The organism is Streptomyces sp. NPDC055189 (assembly GCF_053606765.1).
Genome location: NZ_JBSGSG010000067.1, coordinates 1 through 18,480, shown reverse-complemented (window position 1 = coordinate 18,480; position 18,480 = coordinate 1). Strand labels below are relative to the sequence as shown.

Here is an 18,480-nt window from a genome sequence, read left to right as displayed (position 1 = left end):
GGCGGCCACTCGTCCTCGAATGGCCGCCCCGGTCGGAGTGTTCGGGTCAGGAGCCCGTCGGCAGCTCCGACCTCACCTCGCGTGCCGCCGCGACCAGGTTCTCCAGGGAGGCCTTGGTCTCGGGCCAGCCGCGGGTCTTGAGGCCGCAGTCGGGGTTCACCCACAGGCGCTCCGCGGGGATGGCCTCAAGTCCCTTGCGCAGCAGGGCCGCTGCCTCCTCGGTGCTGGGTACGCGCGGGGAGTGGATGTCGTAGACGCCGGGGCCCGCCTCGCGCGGGTAGCCGTGCTCGGCGAGTTCGCGCGCCACCTGCATGTGGGAGCGGGCGGCCTCCAGGCTGATGACGTCGGCGTCTAGGTCGTCGATGGCCTGGACGATGTCGCCGAACTCGGCGTAGCACATGTGGGTGTGGATCTGGGTGTCCGGACGTACGCCGCTGGTGGTCAGGCGGAAGGATTCCGTGGCCCAGTCCAGGTACGCGGCGTGCTCGGCGGTGCGCAGCGGGAGGGTCTCGCGCAGCGCGGGCTCGTCGACCTGGATGACCGAAGTACCCGCCCTCTCCAAGTCGTTGACCTCGTCGCGCAGGGCGAGGGCGACCTGGCGGGCCGTGTCGCCGAGCGGCTGGTCGTCACGGACGAAGGACCAGGCGAGCATGGTGACCGGGCCGGTGAGCATGCCCTTGACGGGGCGTTCGGTCAGGGAGCTCGCGTACGACGTCCAGCGCACTGTCATCGGCTCGGGCCGTGAGATGTCGCCCGCGAGGACCGGCGGGCGCACATAGCGGGTGCCGTACGACTGGACCCAGCCGTGCTGCGTTGCGAGGTAGCCGGTGAGCTGCTCGGCGAAGTACTGCACCATGTCGTTGCGCTCGGGCTCGCCGTGCACCAGGACGTCGATGCCTGCCTTCTCCTGGAAGGCGAGGACCTCGCGGATCTCGTTCTTGATGCGCTCCTCGTAACCCGCCGTGTCGATGCGTCCGGCGCGCAGATCGGCGCGAGCCGTGCGCAGTTCGGTGGTCTGGGGGAAGGAGCCGATGGTGGTGGTGGGCAGCTGCGGCAGGCCGAGGCGGGCCCGCTGGGCCGCGGCCCGATCCGGGTAGGCGTGTGCGCGGCGGGCGTCGGAGTCGGTGACGGCGGCGACGCGGGAGCGTACGGCCGGATCGTGGGTCAGGGCCGAGCCCGAGCGGGACGCCAAATCGGCCCGGTTGGCGGACAGTTCGGCCGTGATGGCGCCCGTGCCCTGGGCCAGGCCGCGGGCCAGTGTGGCGATCTCGGCGGTCTTCTGGTGGGCGAAGGCGAGCCAGCGGGCGATCTGCGGGTCGATGTCCCGTTCGGCGGCGGAGTCCAGCGGGACGTGGAGCAGGGAGCAGGACGCGGAGACGTCGACCCGGTCGGCCAGACCCAGCAGCGTGCCCAGCGTGGACAGCGACTTCGACAGGTCGTTGATCCAGATGTTGCGGCCGTTGACGACGCCCGCGACAAGACGCTTGCCGGGAAGCCCGCCGACGGCGGCGAGATCCTGGAGCTGGCTCGCGGCGGACTCGGTGAAGTCCAGGGCGAGCCCCTCGACCGGCGCCTTGGCGAGCACCGGCAGCGCCTCGCCGAGCCTGCCGAAGTAGGAGGCGACCAGGAGCTGCGGACGGTCGGTGAGGGCGCCGAGGTCGCGGTAGGCGCGGGCGGCGGCGTTGAGTTCGGCCGGGGTGCGGTCCTGGACCAGGGCGGGCTCGTCGAGCTGTACCCATTCGGCGCCTGCCGCGCGCAGGTCGGCGAGGACCTCGGCGTACACGGGAAGGAGCCGGTCGAGCAGCGTGAGCGGCTCGAAGCCGGCGGCGACGCCGGGTGCGGGCTTGGCGAGGAGCAGATAGGTGACCGGGCCGACCAGGACCGGACGGGCGGCGAGGCCCAGCGCGATGGCCTCCTTCAGCTCGGCGACCTGCTTGGCGGAGTCGGCGGTGAAGACGGTGTCGGGACCGAGTTCCGGTACGAGGTAGTGGTAGTTGGTGTCGAACCACTTGGTCATTTCGAGCGGCGCCACGTCCCGGGTACCGCGGGCCATCGCGAAGTAGCCGTCGAGGGCGTCGTTCTCGACGGCCTCGCGGTGCCGCTGGGGGACGGCGCCGACCATGACGCTGGTGTCCAGTACGTGGTCGTAGTACGAGAAGTCACCGGTGGGCACTTCACTGATGCCGGCGTCGGCCAGGTGCTGCCAGGTGGCCGCGCGCAGTCGGGCCGCGGTGTCCCGCAGGGCGTCGGCGGTGACGCGGCCCTTCCAGTAGCCCTCGACGGCCTTCTTCAGTTCCCGGTGGGGGCCCTGGCGGGGGTAGCCGTACACGGTGGACCGTGCTGCCGCGGCTGCGGACTTCGATGTCACGGAAATCTCCTTCGCGAGATGACTCCTGAGAACCCCGGTGACGGGACACGGGCGCGAAGGGGTGACGGACCCGGCGGATCCCACCCGCGCCACGAGCGCGGTGCTCCGCCTGATCTGTACGCCGACCCGCCCACGAGGTCACCGGAATTTCCGTACGTGAGGGATCACGTACGGGCAACGGGCAGGTCTTCGGACTCGCGGGCACATCTGCCGGGGCAGATTCCTACTGGCCGTCGCTTCCCGGATCCGCGTGGATCCAGTGCGTATGACGGCGGTCGTTCCCACTCACCGCTGCGGGGCAGTCCCGGATTCCCACCGGGTTCCCTCTTGCGACGCTCCTGTCTGGCGGACAGGGCGAACCAGCTGCACTGGCCAGGCTAAAGGGTGGTCGGCCTGTTGGGCACCACTGATCACAATCCGGACCGTGAGGTGAGACACGGCCCCCAACTCCTGAGGCGGGGCAGCGCATGCGGAGGCGGGCGGCGCATGCGGAGGCGGGGCAGCGCATGCGGGGGCGCGGAACAGATCACCACTCTGTTCCGCGCCCCCGCCCACAGCAGCCGCAGGCCCCTCGGCCCGGCGGCGGACCCGGGCCCCTCAGCCCTGGTCGTAGGTGTGGAACCCGCGCCCGCTCTTGCGGCCAAGCAGACCCGCTTCCACCATGCGCCGCAGCAGCGGTGGCGGGGCGTACAGGGGTTCCTTGAACTCTTCGTAGAGCGATGCCGCGATGGAGGCGACCGTGTCCAGGCCGATCAGATCGGCCAGTTTCAGCGGCCCCATCGGGTGCGCGCAGCCCAGCTCCATGCCCGCGTCCACGTCGGCGGCCGTGGCGAAGCCGGACTCGGCCATCCGGATCGCCGAGAGCAGGTAGGGGATGAGCAGGGCGTTGACGACGAAGCCCGCTCTGTCCCTGGACCGGACGACCGTCTTGCCCAGGGTGTGCGAAGCGAAGTCCTCGACGGCGGCGAGCGTCCGCGCGCCCGTGTGCAGCGAGGAGACGACCTCGACCAGGGGAAGGACGGGGGCCGGGTTGAAGAAGTGCAGCCCGAGGACGCGGTCGGCACGCCGGGTCGCCATGCCCAGGCGCATGACCGGGATGGAGGAGGTGTTGGTGGCGAGGATCGCTTCGGGGTCCTCGACGACCTTGTCCAGGGTCGCGAAGAGCTCCGTCTTCGCGGCGGTGTCCTCCACGACGGCCTCGACGACGAGCTGTCGGTCGGCCAGATCGTCCGGGCTGCCGGTGAAGATCATGCGGGCCAGCGCGTCCTCGGCGCTGATGCGGTCCAGCTTGCCGCGCTGGACGGCACGTTCGAGCGAGACGGCCACGCGCTCGCGGGCGGCGCGGGCAGCCAGGGCGTCGGCCTCGCAGACCACGGTGTCCAGACCGGCGCGGGCGCACACCTCGGCGATCCCGGCGCCCATCTGGCCCCCGCCCACCACGCCGACCCGGCGGATGGCCGCGGTCATGACCGTCGCTCCGGGCGGTGCACGAGGTGTCGGGTGTAGGCGTCCGTGGGGAAGAACGCGGGCAACTCCCGTGCCAGGGCGGTGCGTTCGAAGAGGGCGCGGATGTCCTCGACCGGGGCCCATGGATACTCCGCGCCCAGGGCGGCGAGCTCGTCGCCGAGCAGCTCCAGCACCGTCTCCCGGCCGACGGCCCGGTGCCGCAGCCATTGCCAGATCTGCACCCGGGCGATCTCGGCGGTGGCGGCGTCCTCCATGAGGCCGTACAGGGCGACGGCTCCCTGCCCGTGCAGCCAGGCGGCGAAGTAGCGCACGGCGACCGCGATGTTGGTGCGCAGCCCTTCCGATGTGGGCGGCGCGCTGATGCGGCGCACGGAGAGCAGCTGCGCCGCCGTCACCTCGACGTCGCTGCGGACGCGGTCGATCTGGTGCGGGCGGGCGCCGAGCACCCCCTCGAACACCTCGCGGCAGACGGGGACAAGGGCGGGGTGGGCCACCCAGGAGCCGTCGAAGCCGTCCTCGGCCTCGCGTTCCTTGTCGAGGCGGACCGTGGCGAGGGCCGCCCGGTGGGCGTCGGGGTCCTTGGCGGGCACGTGGGCGGCCATGCCGCCGATGGCGTGGGCGCCCCGCTTGTGGCAGGTGCTTACGAGGAGTTCGGTGTACGCGCGCATGAAGGGGGCGGTCATGGTGACCTTCGCCCGGTCGGGCAGCAGGAAATCGGTGCGGTGACCGAAGGTCTTGATGAGGCTGAAGAGGTAGTACCAGCGGCCCGCGTTGAGCCCCGAGCTGTGCTCGCGGAGTTCGTAGAGGATCTCTTCCATCTGGAAGGCCGCGGTGATGGTCTCGATCAGGACGGTGGCCCGGATCGTGCCGCGGGGGATGCCGATGAGGTCCTGGGCGAGGACGAACACGTCGTTCCACAGCCGTGCCTCGTCGCGGTTCTCCAGCTTCGGCAGGTAGAAGTACGGGCCGCGCCCTGCGTCGATCTGGCGCTGGGCGCAGTGGAAGAAGTAGAGCCCGAAGTCCACGAGGGATGCGGGGGCGGGCCTGCCGCCGATCTCCAGGTGCTCTTCGGTCAGGTGCCAGCCGCGCGGGCGCACGACGATGGTGGCGGTCCGCTCGCCGAGCCGGTACTGCCTGCCCTCCGGCGTGGCGAAGTCGATCCTGCGCTCGATGGCGTCGAGCAGGTTCAGCTGGCCGCCGATGATGTTGTCCCAGGTGGGTGAGGTGGCGTCCTCGAAGTCGGCCATCCATACCTGCGCACCGGAGTTGAGGGCGTTGACCGTCATCGCGCGCTCCGGCGGCCCGGTGATCTCCACGCGGCGGTCGGTCAGTCCGGGCGCCGGGGGCGCCACCTGCCACGTGTCGTCCGCCCGTATGCGGGCGGTGGCGATGGAGAAGTCCAGCGGAGAGCCGGAGGCGAGGCGGGCCCCGACCCGCGTGCGCTCCTTGAGGATCTCCAGGCGGCGGTCGGCGAAGGCGTCGACGAGACGCCCGACGAACTCAAGGGCCCCGGGGGTGAGGACCTCGTCGTGCCGGTGACCCGGTACGCCGAGGACCTGGGCACGGCTGGTCGTAGCGGAGATGGACATGCGGGTCTCCTCAACTGGGTGGTGGGGACTGACGGGCCGGTGAAGCCGCCCCGCAGGGGAGCGGGGCCGCGACATGTGCGGCTCCGCCGCGTGGGCGCGCTCGACCCCCACCGGCCCGCGGACATCAATGCGGCGACCCAGCGAAGCGTCTAGTGGAACTGCTCAGCCTCGGTGGACCCGGCGAGCGCAGTCGTGGAGGAAGCCGGGTTGACGGCAGTGGACACCAGGTCGAAGTACCCGGTGCCGACCTCCCGCTGGTGCTTCACGGCGGTGAAGCCCTGCGCCTGCGCGGCGAACTCGCGCTCCTGGAGGTCGACATAGGCGGTCATGCCGTGCTCGGCGTAGCCGCGGGCCAGGTCGAACATGCCGTGGTTGAGGGAGTGGAAGCCGGCCAGGGTGATGAACTGGAAGCGGTAGCCCATGGCACCCAGCTCGCGCTGGAACTTGGCGATCTGGTCGTCGTCCAGGGCGGCACGCCAGTTGAACGACGGCGAGCAGTTGTAGGCGAGCATCTGGTCGGGGTGCTCGGCGTGGATCGCCTCGGCGAACTCGCGGGCCTGGGCCAGGTCCGGGGTGCCGGTCTCGACCCAGATGAGGTCCGCGTACGGGGCGTAGGCAAGGCCGCGGGCGATGACGGGCTCCATGCCGTTGCGCACCCGGTAGAAGCCTTCGGCGGTGCGCTCGCCGGTGACGAACCGGGCATCGCGCTCGTCGATGTCGGTGGTCAGGAGGTTCGCGGCGAGTGCGTCGGTGCGCGCCACGATGAGCGTGGGCACATCGGCGATGTCGGCGGCCAGACGGGCGGCGTTGAGGGTGCGGATGTGCTGGCCGGTCGGCACGAGGACCTTGCCGCCCAGGTGGCCGCACTTCTTCTCCGAGGCCAGTTGGTCCTCGTAGTGGATGCCCGCGGCGCCCGCGGCGATCATCGCCTTGGTCAGCTCGAAGGCGTTGAGCGGGCCGCCGAAGCCCGCCTCGGCGTCGGCGACGATCGGCGCGAGCCAGTCGGTGGTGTCGTCGCCGCCCTCGGCGGTGGCGATCTGGTCGGCGCGCAGCAGGGCGTTGTTGATCCGGCGGACCACCTGCGGCACCGAGTTGGCGGGGTAGAGCGACTGGTCGGGGTAGGTGTGCCCGGCCTGGTTGGCGTCGGCGGCCACCTGCCAGCCGGACAGGTAGATCGCCTGCAGACCGGCCTTGACCTGCTGGACCGCCTGGCCGCCGGTCAGCGCGCCGAGCGCGTGGATGTAGTCCTGCTCGTGCAGCTGCTTCCACAGCCGCTCGGCGCCGCGCCGGGCGAGGGTGTGCTCCTCGCGGACGCTGCCGGAGAGCCTGACGACGTCCTCGGCGGTGTAGGTGCGCTCGATGCCCTTCCACCGGGCGTCGGCCGCCCACCGCCGAGCCAGCTCCTGCGCCGTTGCCGTCGTCGTCCCTGCCTGTGCCATGACCGTCTCCTGGAGACTCGTGAACATTGCGAATGTCTGGCACTGAGTGCCGGACAGATCTGAGGGTGCGGCCCGCTGGTCCCGTGGGCGGGCAATCCGAGCAATGGTGCCTATCCGGCCGGAAGGGTCGGGATCACCGACGTCAGGGCATTGAGTCGTACCCCGGTTCCGGTCCGTCCGACGGAGTCCGGCGGGCCGCGGTACGACTCTGGCATCGGCACTCAGTGCCAGCAAGCGGGGAAAGATGCCAAGTTCTGCGCATCTTTCGCCGCCGTATTGCCAAGTCTGTTAATGCCCGTGGTCCCGTCCGCGTGGCTACCATCACGGGCAGCGCCGACGAGGGCGATCGTGACCGGACAGGAGGAGCCACGGGTGAGCAAGACGTACGCGGGAGCACGGCTGCGGCGGCTGCGGGAGGAGCGCCGCATGAGCCAGGCCGACCTGGCGCGGACGCTCGCCATCTCGCCGAGCTATCTGAACCAGATGGAGCACGACTCCCGGCCGCTGACCGTGCCCGTACTGCTGCGCCTGACGGAGGCGTTCGGCGTCGACCCCGGCTTCTTCTCCGAGCGCGACACCAGCCGCCTGGTGGCCGACCTGCGCGACGCACTGACCGGCGAGGTCTCCGCGGGACGGGTCTCCGCGTCCGACCTCTCGGATTTGGCATCGCGCATGCCCGCCGTGGCGACGGTCCTGGTGGACCTCGGCCGCCGGAACCAGCACCTCACCGAACAGCTCTCCGAAGCCGCCGAGAGGCGCGGGCCGGGAACGGCGGCGCAGCCCCGGTCGGCGCACGAGGAGATCCGCGAGTTCTTCTACCGGCGCCAGAACTACCTGCACGACATCGACCTGGCCGCCGAACAGTTCGCCGCCGAGATCGGCGTACGCCCCGGCGAGGTCGTACGAGCCCTGTCCGCGCGCCTGGCCGAGCGGCACGGGGTCCGTCTGGCCGCGGACGCGGAGGGCCTGCTGCACCACTACGACCCGACGGCCCGCGTCCTGCACCTCTCCAACCGGCTGCGCCCCGGCCAGCAGGCGTTCCGGATGGCCACCCAACTCGCGCTGCTCGAATACGGCGATGAGGTCTCCGCCCTCGCATCGGAGGACTTCGACCCGCAGGCCGCGGCCTGGCCGCTGGCCCGCATCGGCATCGCCAACCACTTCGCGGCCGCGCTGATCCTGCCCTACCGCCGATTCCACGCGGCAGCCGAGGAGTTCCGCTACGACATCGAGCGGCTCACCGACCACTTCGGGCTCGGCTACGAGACGATCTGCCACCGCCTGAGCACCCTGCAGCGGCCCCGGCTGCGCGGGGTGCCCTTCTCCTTCGTACGGGTCGACAGGGCGGGCAACATGTCCAAGCGGCAGTCCGCCACCGCCTTCCACTTCTCCCGCGCGGGCGGCACCTGCCCGCTGTGGAACGTGTACGAGGCGTTCGCCGCCCCCGGCCGCATCCACGTCCAGGTGGCCGCCATGCCGGACGGGCAGCGCTTCCTGTGGACCGCCCGTGCGGTCACCCGGCACCGCGGCGGCTGGGGCGAGCCCGGCAAGACCTTCGCCATCGGTCTGGGCTGCGAGATCCGCCACGCGTCGCGGCTCGTCTACTCCGACGGCCTCGATCTCGACAGCGCGTCCTCCGCCGTGCCCATCGGCATGGGCTGCCGCCTCTGCGAACGCACCGACTGCCCCCAGCGCGCGGTGCCGCCCCTCGACCGCCGCCTGGCGATCGACGAGAACAGCAGCACTTTCGTGCCCTACCCGGTGGCGGGGGACAAGGACTGACGGCCGCCGGACCACGGGGGTGCGCACGGGCCGGGGCACATGCGCTGACCAGGGGCGTACGCCCTGGTCGTGTGCGCTCGCGCGTGCCACAGGTGCAGCATCCCCGCAAGTTGTCAGGAAACTCGGTTGCGCACTAGGGTCACCACGCCTTGGTGAACGGGAAATCCGGTGTGATGCCGGTGCGGCCCTCGCCACTGTGAATCGGGAAGTCCGGCTCCAGCCCTCGCGGCAGCCACTGGGTGCGCAAGCATCCGGGAAGGCGGAGTCCGGTCGGTATGACCCGTAAGCCAGGAGACCGACCAAGGCGCGTTGTCCATCCACGAGGTGCTGGAGAGGGTCTGCTTAGCCATGCACATAGCCGAGGGTTTCCTCCCACCGGCGCACGCGATCGCCTGGGGCGTAGCGTCCGCGCCGTTCGTCGTCCACGGAGTCCGCTCCCTGACCCGTGAGGTCAAGGAGCACCCCGAGAGCACCCTGCTCCTGGGCGCCTCCGGTGCCTTCACATTTGTCCTTTCCGCGCTGAAAATCCCGTCTGTCACGGGCAGTTGCTCGCACCCCACGGGGACCGGGCTCGGCGCGATCCTGTTCCGGCCGCCGATCATGACGGTGCTCGGCACGATCACACTGCTCTTCCAGGCACTGCTGCTCGCGCACGGCGGGCTCACCACGCTCGGCGCCAACGTCTTCTCCATGGCGATCATCGGGCCATGGGCGGGATACGCCGTCTACCGCCTCCTGAAGCGCTACGACGTGCCTCTCATGGTCGCCGTGTTCTTCGGTGCGTTCGTCGCCGACCTGTCCACGTACTGCGTCACCAGCGTCCAGCTGGCCCTGGCGTTCCCCGACCCGAGCAGCGGATTCATCGGCGCCTTGGGCAAGTTCGGCGGCATCTTCGCCGTCACGCAGATCCCGCTTGCCGTCAGCGAGGGCCTGCTCACCGTCCTGGTGATGCGGCTGCTCGTGCAGTCGAGCAAGGGCGAGCTCACGCGGCTCGGCGTACTGCTCCAGGGCAAGAAGCCGGCCGCGCAGGCCGGTACGGACACCAAGACGGAGACGGGGGCCAGCGCCTGATGAGCCGGAACGCGAAGATCAACACCCTGCTCCTGGTCATCGTCGCCGCGCTCGCGGTGCTGCCGTTGGTGCTCGGCCTCGGCGACCACAAGAAGGAGCCGTTCACCGGGGCCGACGCCCAGGCCGAGACCGCGATCACCGAGATCAAGCCGGACTACGAGCCCTGGTTCTCGCCGCTGTACGAACCCCCTTCCGGGGAGGTCGAGTCGGCGCTCTTCGCTCTGCAGGCGGCCCTCGGCGCGGGCGTCCTGGCGTACTACTTCGGGCTGCGCAAGGGGCGCCGCCAGGGCGCCGAACAGGCGCAGGCGCAGGAAGCGACCGCGGAGCAGATGGCGGACGCGGCGGGCAGCAGGCCCGGGACCGAGCAGGTCTGAGCCCGCGTGCTGCCCATTGACGCGGCGGCGCACAGCAGTCGCTGGCGCCGCCGCCACCCCGTGGACAAAGCCGTGCTCGGTCTCGGCCTCACTGTCCTTGCCGTCTCGCTGCCGCCCTGGCCCGGCGCAGCCCTGGTACTGATCACCGCGCTCGCCGTGCTGCTCGGACCCGCCGGTGTGCCGCCGCGCAAACTGTGGCGCGCCTACCGCGTGCCGCTCGGTTTCTGCGTCACCGGCGCCCTGACCCTCATCGTCCAACTCGGCGGGCCCGAAGGGTTCGTCACGCTCGCCGACGGCGGCCCCGCACGGGCGGGCGGTCTGCTCCTGCGCACATCGGCGGCCTCGCTCGGCGTCCTGCTTTTCGCCTTCACCACACCCATGTCGGACCTGCTGCCCCGCCTGGTGAAGGCGGGCGTACCGGCGCCGGTCGTGGACGTCGCCCTGGTCATGTACCGGATGAGCTTCCTGCTCCTGGACTCCATGAGCCGCATCCGGCAGGCACAGGCCGCACGCCTGGGCCACACCACCCGGGCCGCCACCTGGCGCTCCCTGGGCTCACTCGGTGCCACCGCGTTCGTGCGGGCCTTCGACCGGGCGACCCGGCTGCAGGCCGGGCTCGCCGGACGCGGCTACGACGGAACGCTGCGGGTGCTCGTGCCCGACGCCCGGATCTCCCGGGGCTTCGTGGCAGCGAGCGCGGTCCTTCTCACGGGCCTCACGGCTCTCACCCTCGTACTGCAAAGGCTTCTGCCATGAAGGCTTCGTCCATGAGCGAGCCGAGCGTGCCCCTGGTCGCCCTGCGCGCCGCCTCCTACGCCTACGAGGACGGGCCCACCGTGCTCAGCGGCCTGGACTTCGACGTCACCGAGGGCCGCGCCCTCGCCCTCCTGGGGCGCAACGGCAGCGGCAAGACCACCCTCATGCGGCTGCTGAGCGGCGGACTCCGCCCGGATCAGGGCCAATTGACCCTCGGGTCCGTCCCCGTGACGTACGACCGCAAGGGTCTTACGCGGCTGCGCACCACCGTGCAGCTGGTCGTCCAGGACCCGGACGACCAGTTGTTCGCCGCCTCGGTCGAGCAGGACGTGTCCTTCGGCCCGCTGAACCTGGGCCTGTCCGACGGCGAGGTCCGGGCGCGCGTCGCCGAGGCGCTCGCCGCGCTCGACATCAGCGGCTTGGCGGACCGCCCCACCCATCTGCTCTCCTACGGCCAGCGCAAGCGGACGGCGATCGCGGGCGCCGTGGCGATGCGCCCCCGCGTACTGATCCTCGACGAGCCGACCGCCGGGCTCGACCCCGACGGCCAGGAACGCCTCCTGACCACCCTCCAGGGCCTGCGGGACGCGGGGACGACGGTGGTCATGGCCACTCACGACGTGGATCTGGCCCTGCGCTGGGCCGACGACGCGGCGCTGCTCACCCCCTCGGGAGTGCGCACGGGCCCGGTCGCCGAGATGCTGGCCCACCGGGGCCTCCTGGCACAGGCGGGCCTTACCCTCCCGTGGGGCATCGCCGTCACGGAGCTGCTACGGACCAAGGGCCTGCTGGACGGCGACGGGCCGCGCACCCCGGAGGAGTTGGCGGCCCTCACGGCCCCGGTGCTGCCCGGTGCGTCAGGCGGCTGACGTGCGCGCGGCCCGGCCGCGGTCCGGCAGCAGCACCGTGGCCAGGAGGGGAATCGCGGCGAGCGCGAGCCAGGGCGCCCAGGACGGCAGACCGGCGTCCAGGAGCGAGCCGGTCGCGGCGCTGCCCGCGAGGACGATCAGACCGGAGACCGAGGAGAGGGCGCCGGTGTAGAGGCCGAGCCTGCCGTCGGGCGCGAGATCGGGGACCCAGGCGCGGGCGGCCGGGGCCACCAGCATCTGCCCGAGCGTGAGCAGGACGACGAAACCGGCGGCGGGCAGCAGCCCGGCGACACCGGTCCAGGCGGCCGGGCGCGCGAGGGCCACGACGGCGAACCCCGCGGAGATGAGCACGAGCCCGGCCGCCATGGAGCGGCGCTGGTCGAGCCGGCCCGCGGCCCAGTGGGTGACCGGCAGCTGCGTGGTCACCACGAGCAGCGAGGAGAGGGCGAAGAGCCAGGCGAGCGGCGCCTGTGACCCCGCCGTGCGCTCAACCTCCGCCGGGAGGGCGAGATAGAGCTGGTTGTACGCGAGGAGATAGGCGCCGTACGCGCAGCACACCGCCAGGAAGCGGCGGTTGCGCAGCAGCTCGCCCATGCCTCCTTGTACGCGGACGCGCTCGCGCCCCGGGATGTGCTGGGGCAGCAGCCACAGGTGCCCGGCAAGGACGAGGACGAAGACCCCGGCACCTGCCAGGCAGACGGTGCGGAAGTCGACGGAGAGCAGCAGCGCGCCGAGCAGGGGGCCGAGGAACGCGCCGGCCTGGCCCGCCACGGTGAGCAGGGCCAGGATGCGGGTGCGCGGGCCGCGTCCCGACTCCTCCCAGAGCACCGCCTGCCGGGCGACCTCGGATTCCACGGCCGGGGAGAACAGAGCCGCGGCGAACCCGATCAGGAGCACCGCGCCGATGACCGACCAGGTCTGCTGCGCGTAGCCGAGCCAGGCGAAACCGGCGATCCGCAACACGCAGCCGGTGAGCACGACCGGCCGTACGCCGTAGCGGTCGGTCAGGGCGCCGCCCACCACGAACAGCCCCTGCTGGCTGAAGGTCCGCAGGCCGAGCACGAAACCGACCAGCCAGCCCGCCATGCCGATCGCCGCGCCCAGATGCTCGGCCAGGAAGGGCAGCACGGCGAAGAAGCCGATGTTGAAGGCGAGCTGGGTCAGGATCAGCAGGCGCAGCAAGGGGGAGAGCTGCGGCCAGGTCCGTTCGCGGCGCGAGCGCTCCGCGGGCCGGGCCCGGAGCAGTTGACGTCGTCCGCTCACCGGGCCACCGTCCCGGCCGTGGTCAATTCCCGCTCGGCAGGCCGCACTTCGGCCACGGAGGTCGGCGCGTCGGGCCGGCGCGCGCGCCGCAGCCTGCGGGGAGTCCACACCCCGCCCGCAGCGGTCGCCGCGAGGGCGCCGAGCAGGGCGAGCGCGGCTGCCGGGGCGAGCAGTGCCCAGGGGGCGCGTTCGGCGTAGGGCTGGTTCTCGGCGAGGAGCAGGCCCCACTCGGGGGACGGGGGCTGGGCTCCCAGGCCGAGGAAGCCGAGGGCGGCCAGGGCCAGCGCGACGGAGGGCAGGCGCAGCAGGGCGTGCCGGGTGACGGGCGGAAGGACCGCGGGCAGCAGATGGTGCCGGAGCAGGTGGCGACGGCCCGCGCCCAGACTCCGGGTCGCCGTCAGGTGGAGGGTGGCGCGCTCCTGGAGGATCAGGGCGGCGGTGTGGGCGGCCAGGGGAACCCAGGCGACGGCGGCCACCGCGATGGCGGGGGTGGCGGCGCCGCTGCCCGCGACACCGGCGACGAGGAGGCCCGCGAGCGTCGGCGGAACGGCGTTGAGCGTGTCGAGCAGCGGACCGGAGAACCGGGGCAGGAGACCGAGCAGGACACCCGCCACCAGGGCGGAAGCGGTGATCCCGAAGGCCAGCGCGAGGGTGTGGAGCGCGCCGTGTCCGACCCTGGCAAGCACGTCGCGCCCCAGGGCGTCCGTGCCGAACGGGTGTGCCGAGGACGGTGCCTGGAGCCGGGCGGCGGTGTCCAGGGCGAGGGGATCGCGGGCCAGGCTGAACAGGATGACGCCGAGGAGCAGTCCGCCGTAGAGCAGCGGAAGGCGGCTCGGGGCGGGCGGCGCCGGGCTGTGCAGGGTGGGCAGCGCGCCGTCGCCGAGGGCCGGACCGCTCGCGAGCCGGGCCGCGAGGCGGAACAGGCCGCTCGCCACGGCGGCGAGCAGGACGAGCGCGAGGGTGCCTGCCTGGAGGACGGGCAGATCCTGTGCCACCGCGGCCTGCAGGGTGGAGCGGCCCAGGCCGGGGATGTCGAAGATCTGCTCCACGGCGACCGCGCCGCCGGTCAGGCCCACGAGGAACAGGCCGAGGTTCGGAAGCAGTGCGGGGACGCAGCGGCGCAGCGCCTGGCGCGCGATGCGTCCGGCCGGGATGCCGCGGGCGGACGCGGCCCGCGCCCACGGTTCGGCGAAGGCGCCGGGCAGCAGATCGTCGAGGAGCCGCCCGAGCAGCGCCCCGGCGGGCAGTCCGAGCGAGACGGCGGGAAGGACCATCCACTGCGGCCCGTACCAGCCGAGCGCGGGCAGCCAGCCCAGATGGACGCCGATCACGGTGGCAAGGACCGATGCGGTCAGGAACTCGGGCAGCGCGGCAAGGACCGCGGCGCCGCCGCCCGAGTGGCGGCGCCCGGCGAGCTTGCGGCGGGAGCCGAGCCACAGCGTGCGGGCGCACACCGCGCCCGCGGTGAGGACGGCCACCACCAGCGCCACGGACATGAGCAGCAGCGAGACGCCCAGGGACTGCACGACGGAGGGCAGCACGGCTTCGCCGGAGATCCACGACTGCCCGGCGTCACCGTGCAGCAGCCCGCCCGTCCACTGGCCGAGCAGGTGCAACGGGCCGTCGTCCAGGCCGATCTGGTCGCGGACGGCCGCCAGCGCCTCCGGGGTGGGTGTGCGCTCCGCCGACCTGGCCTTGAGTACGGTCAGCGCCGGGTCGGTGCGCGAGAGCCAGGGCAGCAGGCCGATCAGGCACAGCAGCGCCGCGGCGAGGACCGCGCGCCAGAGCAGCGCCGGTCCGCCGGCGCGGGCGAACCTGCGCATGCCGCCCTCAGCGCCGCGTGCCGGTGGAGACCAGCGTCCGCTCGTACGGGTCGAGGATCTCGCCCCGCACCGAGCCGCCGACGCCCGTGATGATCCGCTGGTGGACCAGCGGGACGACGGCGTCGGTGCCGAGGATCTCGGCCTCGGCGGCCATGGTGGCGTCCTGCCGCTTGGCCGTGTCGGCCGTGTTCTCGGCCTTCTTGACGGCCTTGTCGACCGAGCTGTCGCACAGCAGCGAGAGGTTGTAGCTGCCGTCGCAGGTGTAGTCGCTGGCCAGGACCGAGACGGGGTCGCCGGTGTCGAGCATGGTGTTGCGGGCGCCGACGAACGCGTCGAACTTCCCGGCCAGCGCGTCGCCCTCGATGCGGGAGGACTCGCGGACCTCAAGCTTCACCTTGAATCCGGCCTTCTGCAGCTGCTGCTTGAGGACTTGGGCGACCTCGGGCAGCTCGGGCCGGTTGTCGTAGGTGCCCAGGGTGATCGTCTTCCCGCCGGGCGCTGTCGGCTTCGCCTGCCCCTTCGGCTTGTCGCGCTTTCCGCCGGCCCAGGTCAGGGCGGGGCCGAAGATGCCCTCGCCGGTATCGGCGTGGCCCTCGTACACGTCCTTGGCCAGTGCGGACGTGTCGATCGCGGCGCGGGCGGCGGCGCGCAGGCCGGGGTCCTTGAAGACGCCCTGCTCGGTGTTGAGCTGGAGCGCGGTGGTGCGTGCCGTGGCGGTCTCGCGGTCGTGGCCCTTGTCGAGGGACGCGGCCTGGGAGACGGGGACCGCCTCGGCGATGTCCACGTCGCCGGTGCGCAGGGCGTTCGTGCGCGCGGTGCCGTCGGCGACGAACCTGGCGTCGACGCCGGACGCCTGGGCGCGACCGCCCCAGTAGTCGTCGAAGCGGTCGAGGGTGGCCGCGGTGGCGCCGGTGGTTTTGGTGAGTTCGAAGGGTCCGGTGGCGGTGCCGACCGGACTGACCTTGCCGCCCTTCTCGTACGCCTTCGCGGAGAGCACGGCGAGGCCGGGGCTGGACAGGCGCAGCGGGAGTGCCGGGTCCGGGTCGGCGGTGGTGATCCGGACCTGGTCCTTGCCGACGGGCTCTGCGGTGAGCGCGGCTCCCGAGAGCGCTGCGGTGACGGGCTTGGCCTTGCCCGCCCGGGTGAGGGCCGCCGCGACGGCGGAGGGCGTGACGCGGGTGCCGTCCTGGAAGGTGGCCTGGCGCAGGGTGAACAGCCAGCCGCGGTCGTTCTCCTGCTTCCAGGAGGCGGCGAGCGCGGGGGCGGCGGTGCCGTTCGCGTCCAGCTTCGTCAGGCCCTCGGTGACGCCGAGACGGCTGAGGAGGGTGGCGTCCGCACCGTACGGGGAGAAGTTCTCGGAGGGCGGGAAGGCCAGCGCGACCTTCAGCCGGGCGCCGCCCGCGGTGTCGCCCGATGAGTCGTTCTGTGCGGCGAAACAGCCGGTGAGCAGGGGTGCGACGAGCAGTCCTGCTATGAGCGGGCGGTGTCGGACGGAGCGCATGGTCCTCGTTCTGGGGGTCGCTGGATGCGTGCGGGGGCGATGGATGTGACGGCGCCTACGACCGCATGGGGACTTCGAAGTGCACGACCCGCGATGTGCCCGATTCCTCGCGCTCGTCGTGCACGACCTTCCCCTGGGAGCGCCAGAAGCCCTCGGCGCCGGTCACCTCCGGGTCGGTGTGCAGATATACGGAGCGGTATCCGCCGTCCGCCGCGGCGAAGTCGAGCAGCTCGCCGACCAGGCGCCGGGCGAGTCCGCGCCGCCGGTGCTCGGCGCGCACATAGATGCGCCGCAGCTGTGCCGTCTCGCCCGAGGGGAAGCGTTCGGCGATCCAGCTCGGGTTCGGCGGATGCGCGGGGCCGCGGGAGTCGAGCGCGCCGGTGGCGGCGACCGACCCGTCCCGCTCGTCCACCGCGACGAGCAGGGTGTGGCGGGCGGGAGTCAGGTACGCGCCGTCGAGGTCGATGATGTCGCCGTGCCAGCGCGGCACGTAACCCGTGCCGAAGTCGTGGTAAACGGTGTCGAGCATGACGGCTCGTGCGGCGCCGAGGTCGTCGGCGGTGGCCGTCCGGATGCGGTAATCAAGCACTTGCACACCCTAAGCATTAAGCCGATATGGCCTGCCGCCGGTGAACGGCGTTGCATGACCATGCGAAGTCATGCATACTCTTCCTATGTCCAAGGTCCTCACCTCCCTCCCCACCGGCGAGCGCGTCGGCATTGCCTTCTCCGGCGGTCTCGACACCTCCGTCGCCGTCGCCTGGATGCGTGACAAGGGCGCCGTCCCGTGCACGTACACCGCCGACATCGGCCAGTACGACGAGCCCGACATCGCCTCCGTGCCCGGCCGCGCCTCCGCGTACGGCGCCGAGATCACCCGACTCGTCGACTGCCGGGAAGCGCTGGTCGAGGAAGGCCTTGCGGCGCTCGCCTGCGGCGCGTTCCACATCCGGTCGGGCGGCCGTCCCTACTTCAACACCACGCCGCTGGGCCGTGCCGTGACCGGCACGCTCCTGGTGCGGGCGATGCTCGAGGACGGGGTGCAGATCTGGGGCGACGGCTCGACGTTCAAGGGCAACGACATCGAGCGGTTCTACCGGTACGGGCTGCTCGCCAACCCGCACCTGCGGATCTACAAGCCCTGGCTGGACGCGGACTTCGTCACGGAGCTCGGCGGCCGCAAGGAGATGTCGGAGTGGCTCGTCGCGCACCAGCTGCCCTACCGGGACTCGACGGAGAAGGCGTACTCCACGGACGCCAACATCTGGGGCGCCACGCACGAGGCCAAAACCCTTGAGCACCTCGACACCGGTCTTGAGACCGTCGACCCGATCATGGGCGTGCGGTTCTGGGACCCGTCGGTGGAGATCGACACCGAGGACGTGACGATCGGCTTCGACCAGGGCCGCCCGGTCACGGTCAACGGCAAGGAGTTCGCCTCCGCGGTCGACCTCGTCATGGAGGCCAACGCGATCGGCGGCCGGCACGGCCTGGGCATGTCCGACCAGATCGAGAACCGGATCATCGAGGCCAAGAGCCGCGGCATCTACGAGGCGCCCGGTATGGCGCTCCTCCACATCGCCTACGAGCGCCTGGTCAACGCCATCCACAACGAGGACACGCTCGCCGCGTACCACAACGAGGGCCGGCGCCTCGGCCGCCTGATGTACGAGGGCCGCTGGCTCGACCCGCAGGCGCTGATGATCCGGGAGTCGCTGCAGCGCTGGGTCGGCGCCGCGATCACCGGTGAGGTGACGCTGCGGCTGCGGCGCGGCGAGGACTACTCGATCCTCGACACCACGGGCCCGGCGTTCAGCTACCACCCGGACAAGCTCTCCATGGAGCGGACCGAGGACTCGGCGTTCGGCCCGGTGGACCGGATCGGCCAGCTCACCATGCGCAACCTCGACATCGCCGACTCCCGCGCGCGCCTGGAGCAGTACGCGGGCCTCGGCCTGGTCGGCTCCGGCCACCCGACGCCGATCGGCGCGGCGCAGGCCGCGTCGACCGGTCTGATCGGCGCCATGGACGGCGGCGGCGCCGAGGTGATCGCCTCGCGCGGCGAGACCACGGACGAGGAGTCGATGCTGGACCGCGCCGCGATGGAGTTCGGCACGGACTGACACCGGACACCGGTCGTACGCAACTGACGGCGGGCCCCGGCGGATTCTCATCCGC

General features: G+C 72.0%; 14 protein-coding genes and 2 riboswitches. Of the genes, 6 read left to right on the top strand and 8 right to left on the bottom strand.

Annotation, left to right across the window (positions count from 1 at the left end; translation table 11 throughout):
- Positions 1-46: 46 nt before the first annotated feature.
- From metE to aceA, 4 genes are all read right to left on the bottom strand, one after another.
- The gene (gene metE / locus ACWFR3_RS33940) at positions 47-2,368 is read right to left on the bottom strand and encodes a 5-methyltetrahydropteroyltriglutamate--homocysteine S-methyltransferase (RefSeq protein WP_453738523.1); all 2,322 of its coding nucleotides are present in this window, start codon (positions 2,366-2,368) and stop codon (positions 47-49) included.
- 163 nt (positions 2,369-2,531) lie between these two features.
- A riboswitch (cobalamin riboswitch) is annotated at positions 2,532-2,747 on the bottom strand.
- Between the two features lie 218 nt (positions 2,748-2,965).
- Entirely contained in the window at positions 2,966-3,835 is an 870-nt protein-coding gene (locus ACWFR3_RS33935; RefSeq protein WP_453738522.1) for a 3-hydroxybutyryl-CoA dehydrogenase, read from the bottom strand.
- A complete protein-coding gene (gene aceB, locus ACWFR3_RS33930) occupies positions 3,832-5,424 on the bottom strand; it encodes a malate synthase A (RefSeq protein WP_453738521.1) in 1,593 nt (530 codons plus the stop codon). Before aceB ends, ACWFR3_RS33935 begins: the two co-directional genes overlap by 4 nt.
- A gap of 149 nt (positions 5,425-5,573) precedes the next feature.
- A complete protein-coding gene (gene aceA / locus ACWFR3_RS33925) occupies positions 5,574-6,863 on the bottom strand; it encodes an isocitrate lyase (RefSeq protein ID WP_453738520.1) in 1,290 nt (429 codons plus the stop codon).
- A 372-nt stretch (positions 6,864-7,235) separates the two neighbouring features.
- Here aceA and ACWFR3_RS33920 point away from each other — a divergent pair, with 372 nt between their 5' ends.
- The 5 genes from ACWFR3_RS33920 to ACWFR3_RS33900 all read left to right on the top strand — a co-directional run bounded on the left by ACWFR3_RS33920 (position 7,236) and on the right by ACWFR3_RS33900 (position 11,715).
- Complete coding sequence (locus tag ACWFR3_RS33920; RefSeq protein WP_453738519.1) at positions 7,236-8,645, top strand: short-chain fatty acyl-CoA regulator family protein; 1,410 nt, start codon at positions 7,236-7,238, stop codon at positions 8,643-8,645.
- A gap of 119 nt (positions 8,646-8,764) precedes the next feature.
- Positions 8,765-8,963: riboswitch (cobalamin riboswitch) on the top strand.
- Positions 8,964-8,993: 30 nt separating this feature from the next.
- On the top strand, positions 8,994-9,716 hold the full coding sequence (locus ACWFR3_RS33915) for an energy-coupling factor ABC transporter permease (RefSeq protein ID WP_453738518.1): 723 nt from the start codon (positions 8,994-8,996) through the stop codon (positions 9,714-9,716).
- Entirely contained in the window at positions 9,716-10,090 is a 375-nt protein-coding gene (locus ACWFR3_RS33910; protein ID WP_453738517.1) for an energy-coupling factor ABC transporter substrate-binding protein, read from the top strand. The genes ACWFR3_RS33915 and ACWFR3_RS33910 overlap by 1 nt, the downstream gene beginning before the upstream one ends.
- Before the next feature lie 6 nt (positions 10,091-10,096).
- Positions 10,097-10,846 (top strand): cobalt ECF transporter T component CbiQ, encoded by a 750-nt coding sequence (cbiQ, locus tag ACWFR3_RS33905; RefSeq protein WP_453738516.1) that lies wholly within the window; start codon positions 10,097-10,099, stop codon positions 10,844-10,846.
- A gap of 11 nt (positions 10,847-10,857) precedes the next feature.
- Positions 10,858-11,715, top strand: a complete 858-nt coding sequence (locus tag ACWFR3_RS33900; RefSeq protein ID WP_453738515.1) for an energy-coupling factor ABC transporter ATP-binding protein — start codon at positions 10,858-10,860, stop codon at positions 11,713-11,715.
- On the opposite strand, the gene ACWFR3_RS33895 is transcribed toward ACWFR3_RS33900, so the two are convergent.
- From ACWFR3_RS33895 to ACWFR3_RS33880, 4 genes are read right to left on the bottom strand one after another with little or no spacing between them, the layout of a single operon-like run.
- Entirely contained in the window at positions 11,704-12,960 is a 1,257-nt protein-coding gene (locus ACWFR3_RS33895; protein ID WP_453738556.1) for an MDR family MFS transporter, read from the bottom strand. The two genes, ACWFR3_RS33900 and ACWFR3_RS33895, sit on opposite strands and share 12 nt — an antisense overlap.
- Positions 12,961-12,974: 14 nt before the next feature.
- Entirely contained in the window at positions 12,975-14,801 is a 1,827-nt protein-coding gene (locus ACWFR3_RS33890; protein WP_453738514.1) for an ABC transporter permease subunit, read from the bottom strand.
- A gap of 7 nt (positions 14,802-14,808) precedes the next feature.
- On the bottom strand, positions 14,809-16,302 hold the full coding sequence (locus ACWFR3_RS33885; protein ID WP_453738513.1) for an ABC transporter substrate-binding protein: 1,494 nt from the start codon (positions 16,300-16,302) through the stop codon (positions 14,809-14,811).
- 55 nt (positions 16,303-16,357) lie between these two features.
- Entirely contained in the window at positions 16,358-16,891 is a 534-nt protein-coding gene (locus ACWFR3_RS33880) for a GNAT family N-acetyltransferase (RefSeq protein ID WP_453738512.1), read from the bottom strand.
- 85 nt (positions 16,892-16,976) lie between these two features.
- Between ACWFR3_RS33880 and argG the strand changes: the two genes are divergently transcribed.
- A complete protein-coding gene (gene argG, locus ACWFR3_RS33875) occupies positions 16,977-18,425 on the top strand; it encodes an argininosuccinate synthase (RefSeq protein ID WP_453738511.1) in 1,449 nt (482 codons plus the stop codon).
- The last annotated feature ends 55 nt before the right edge of the window (positions 18,426-18,480 follow it).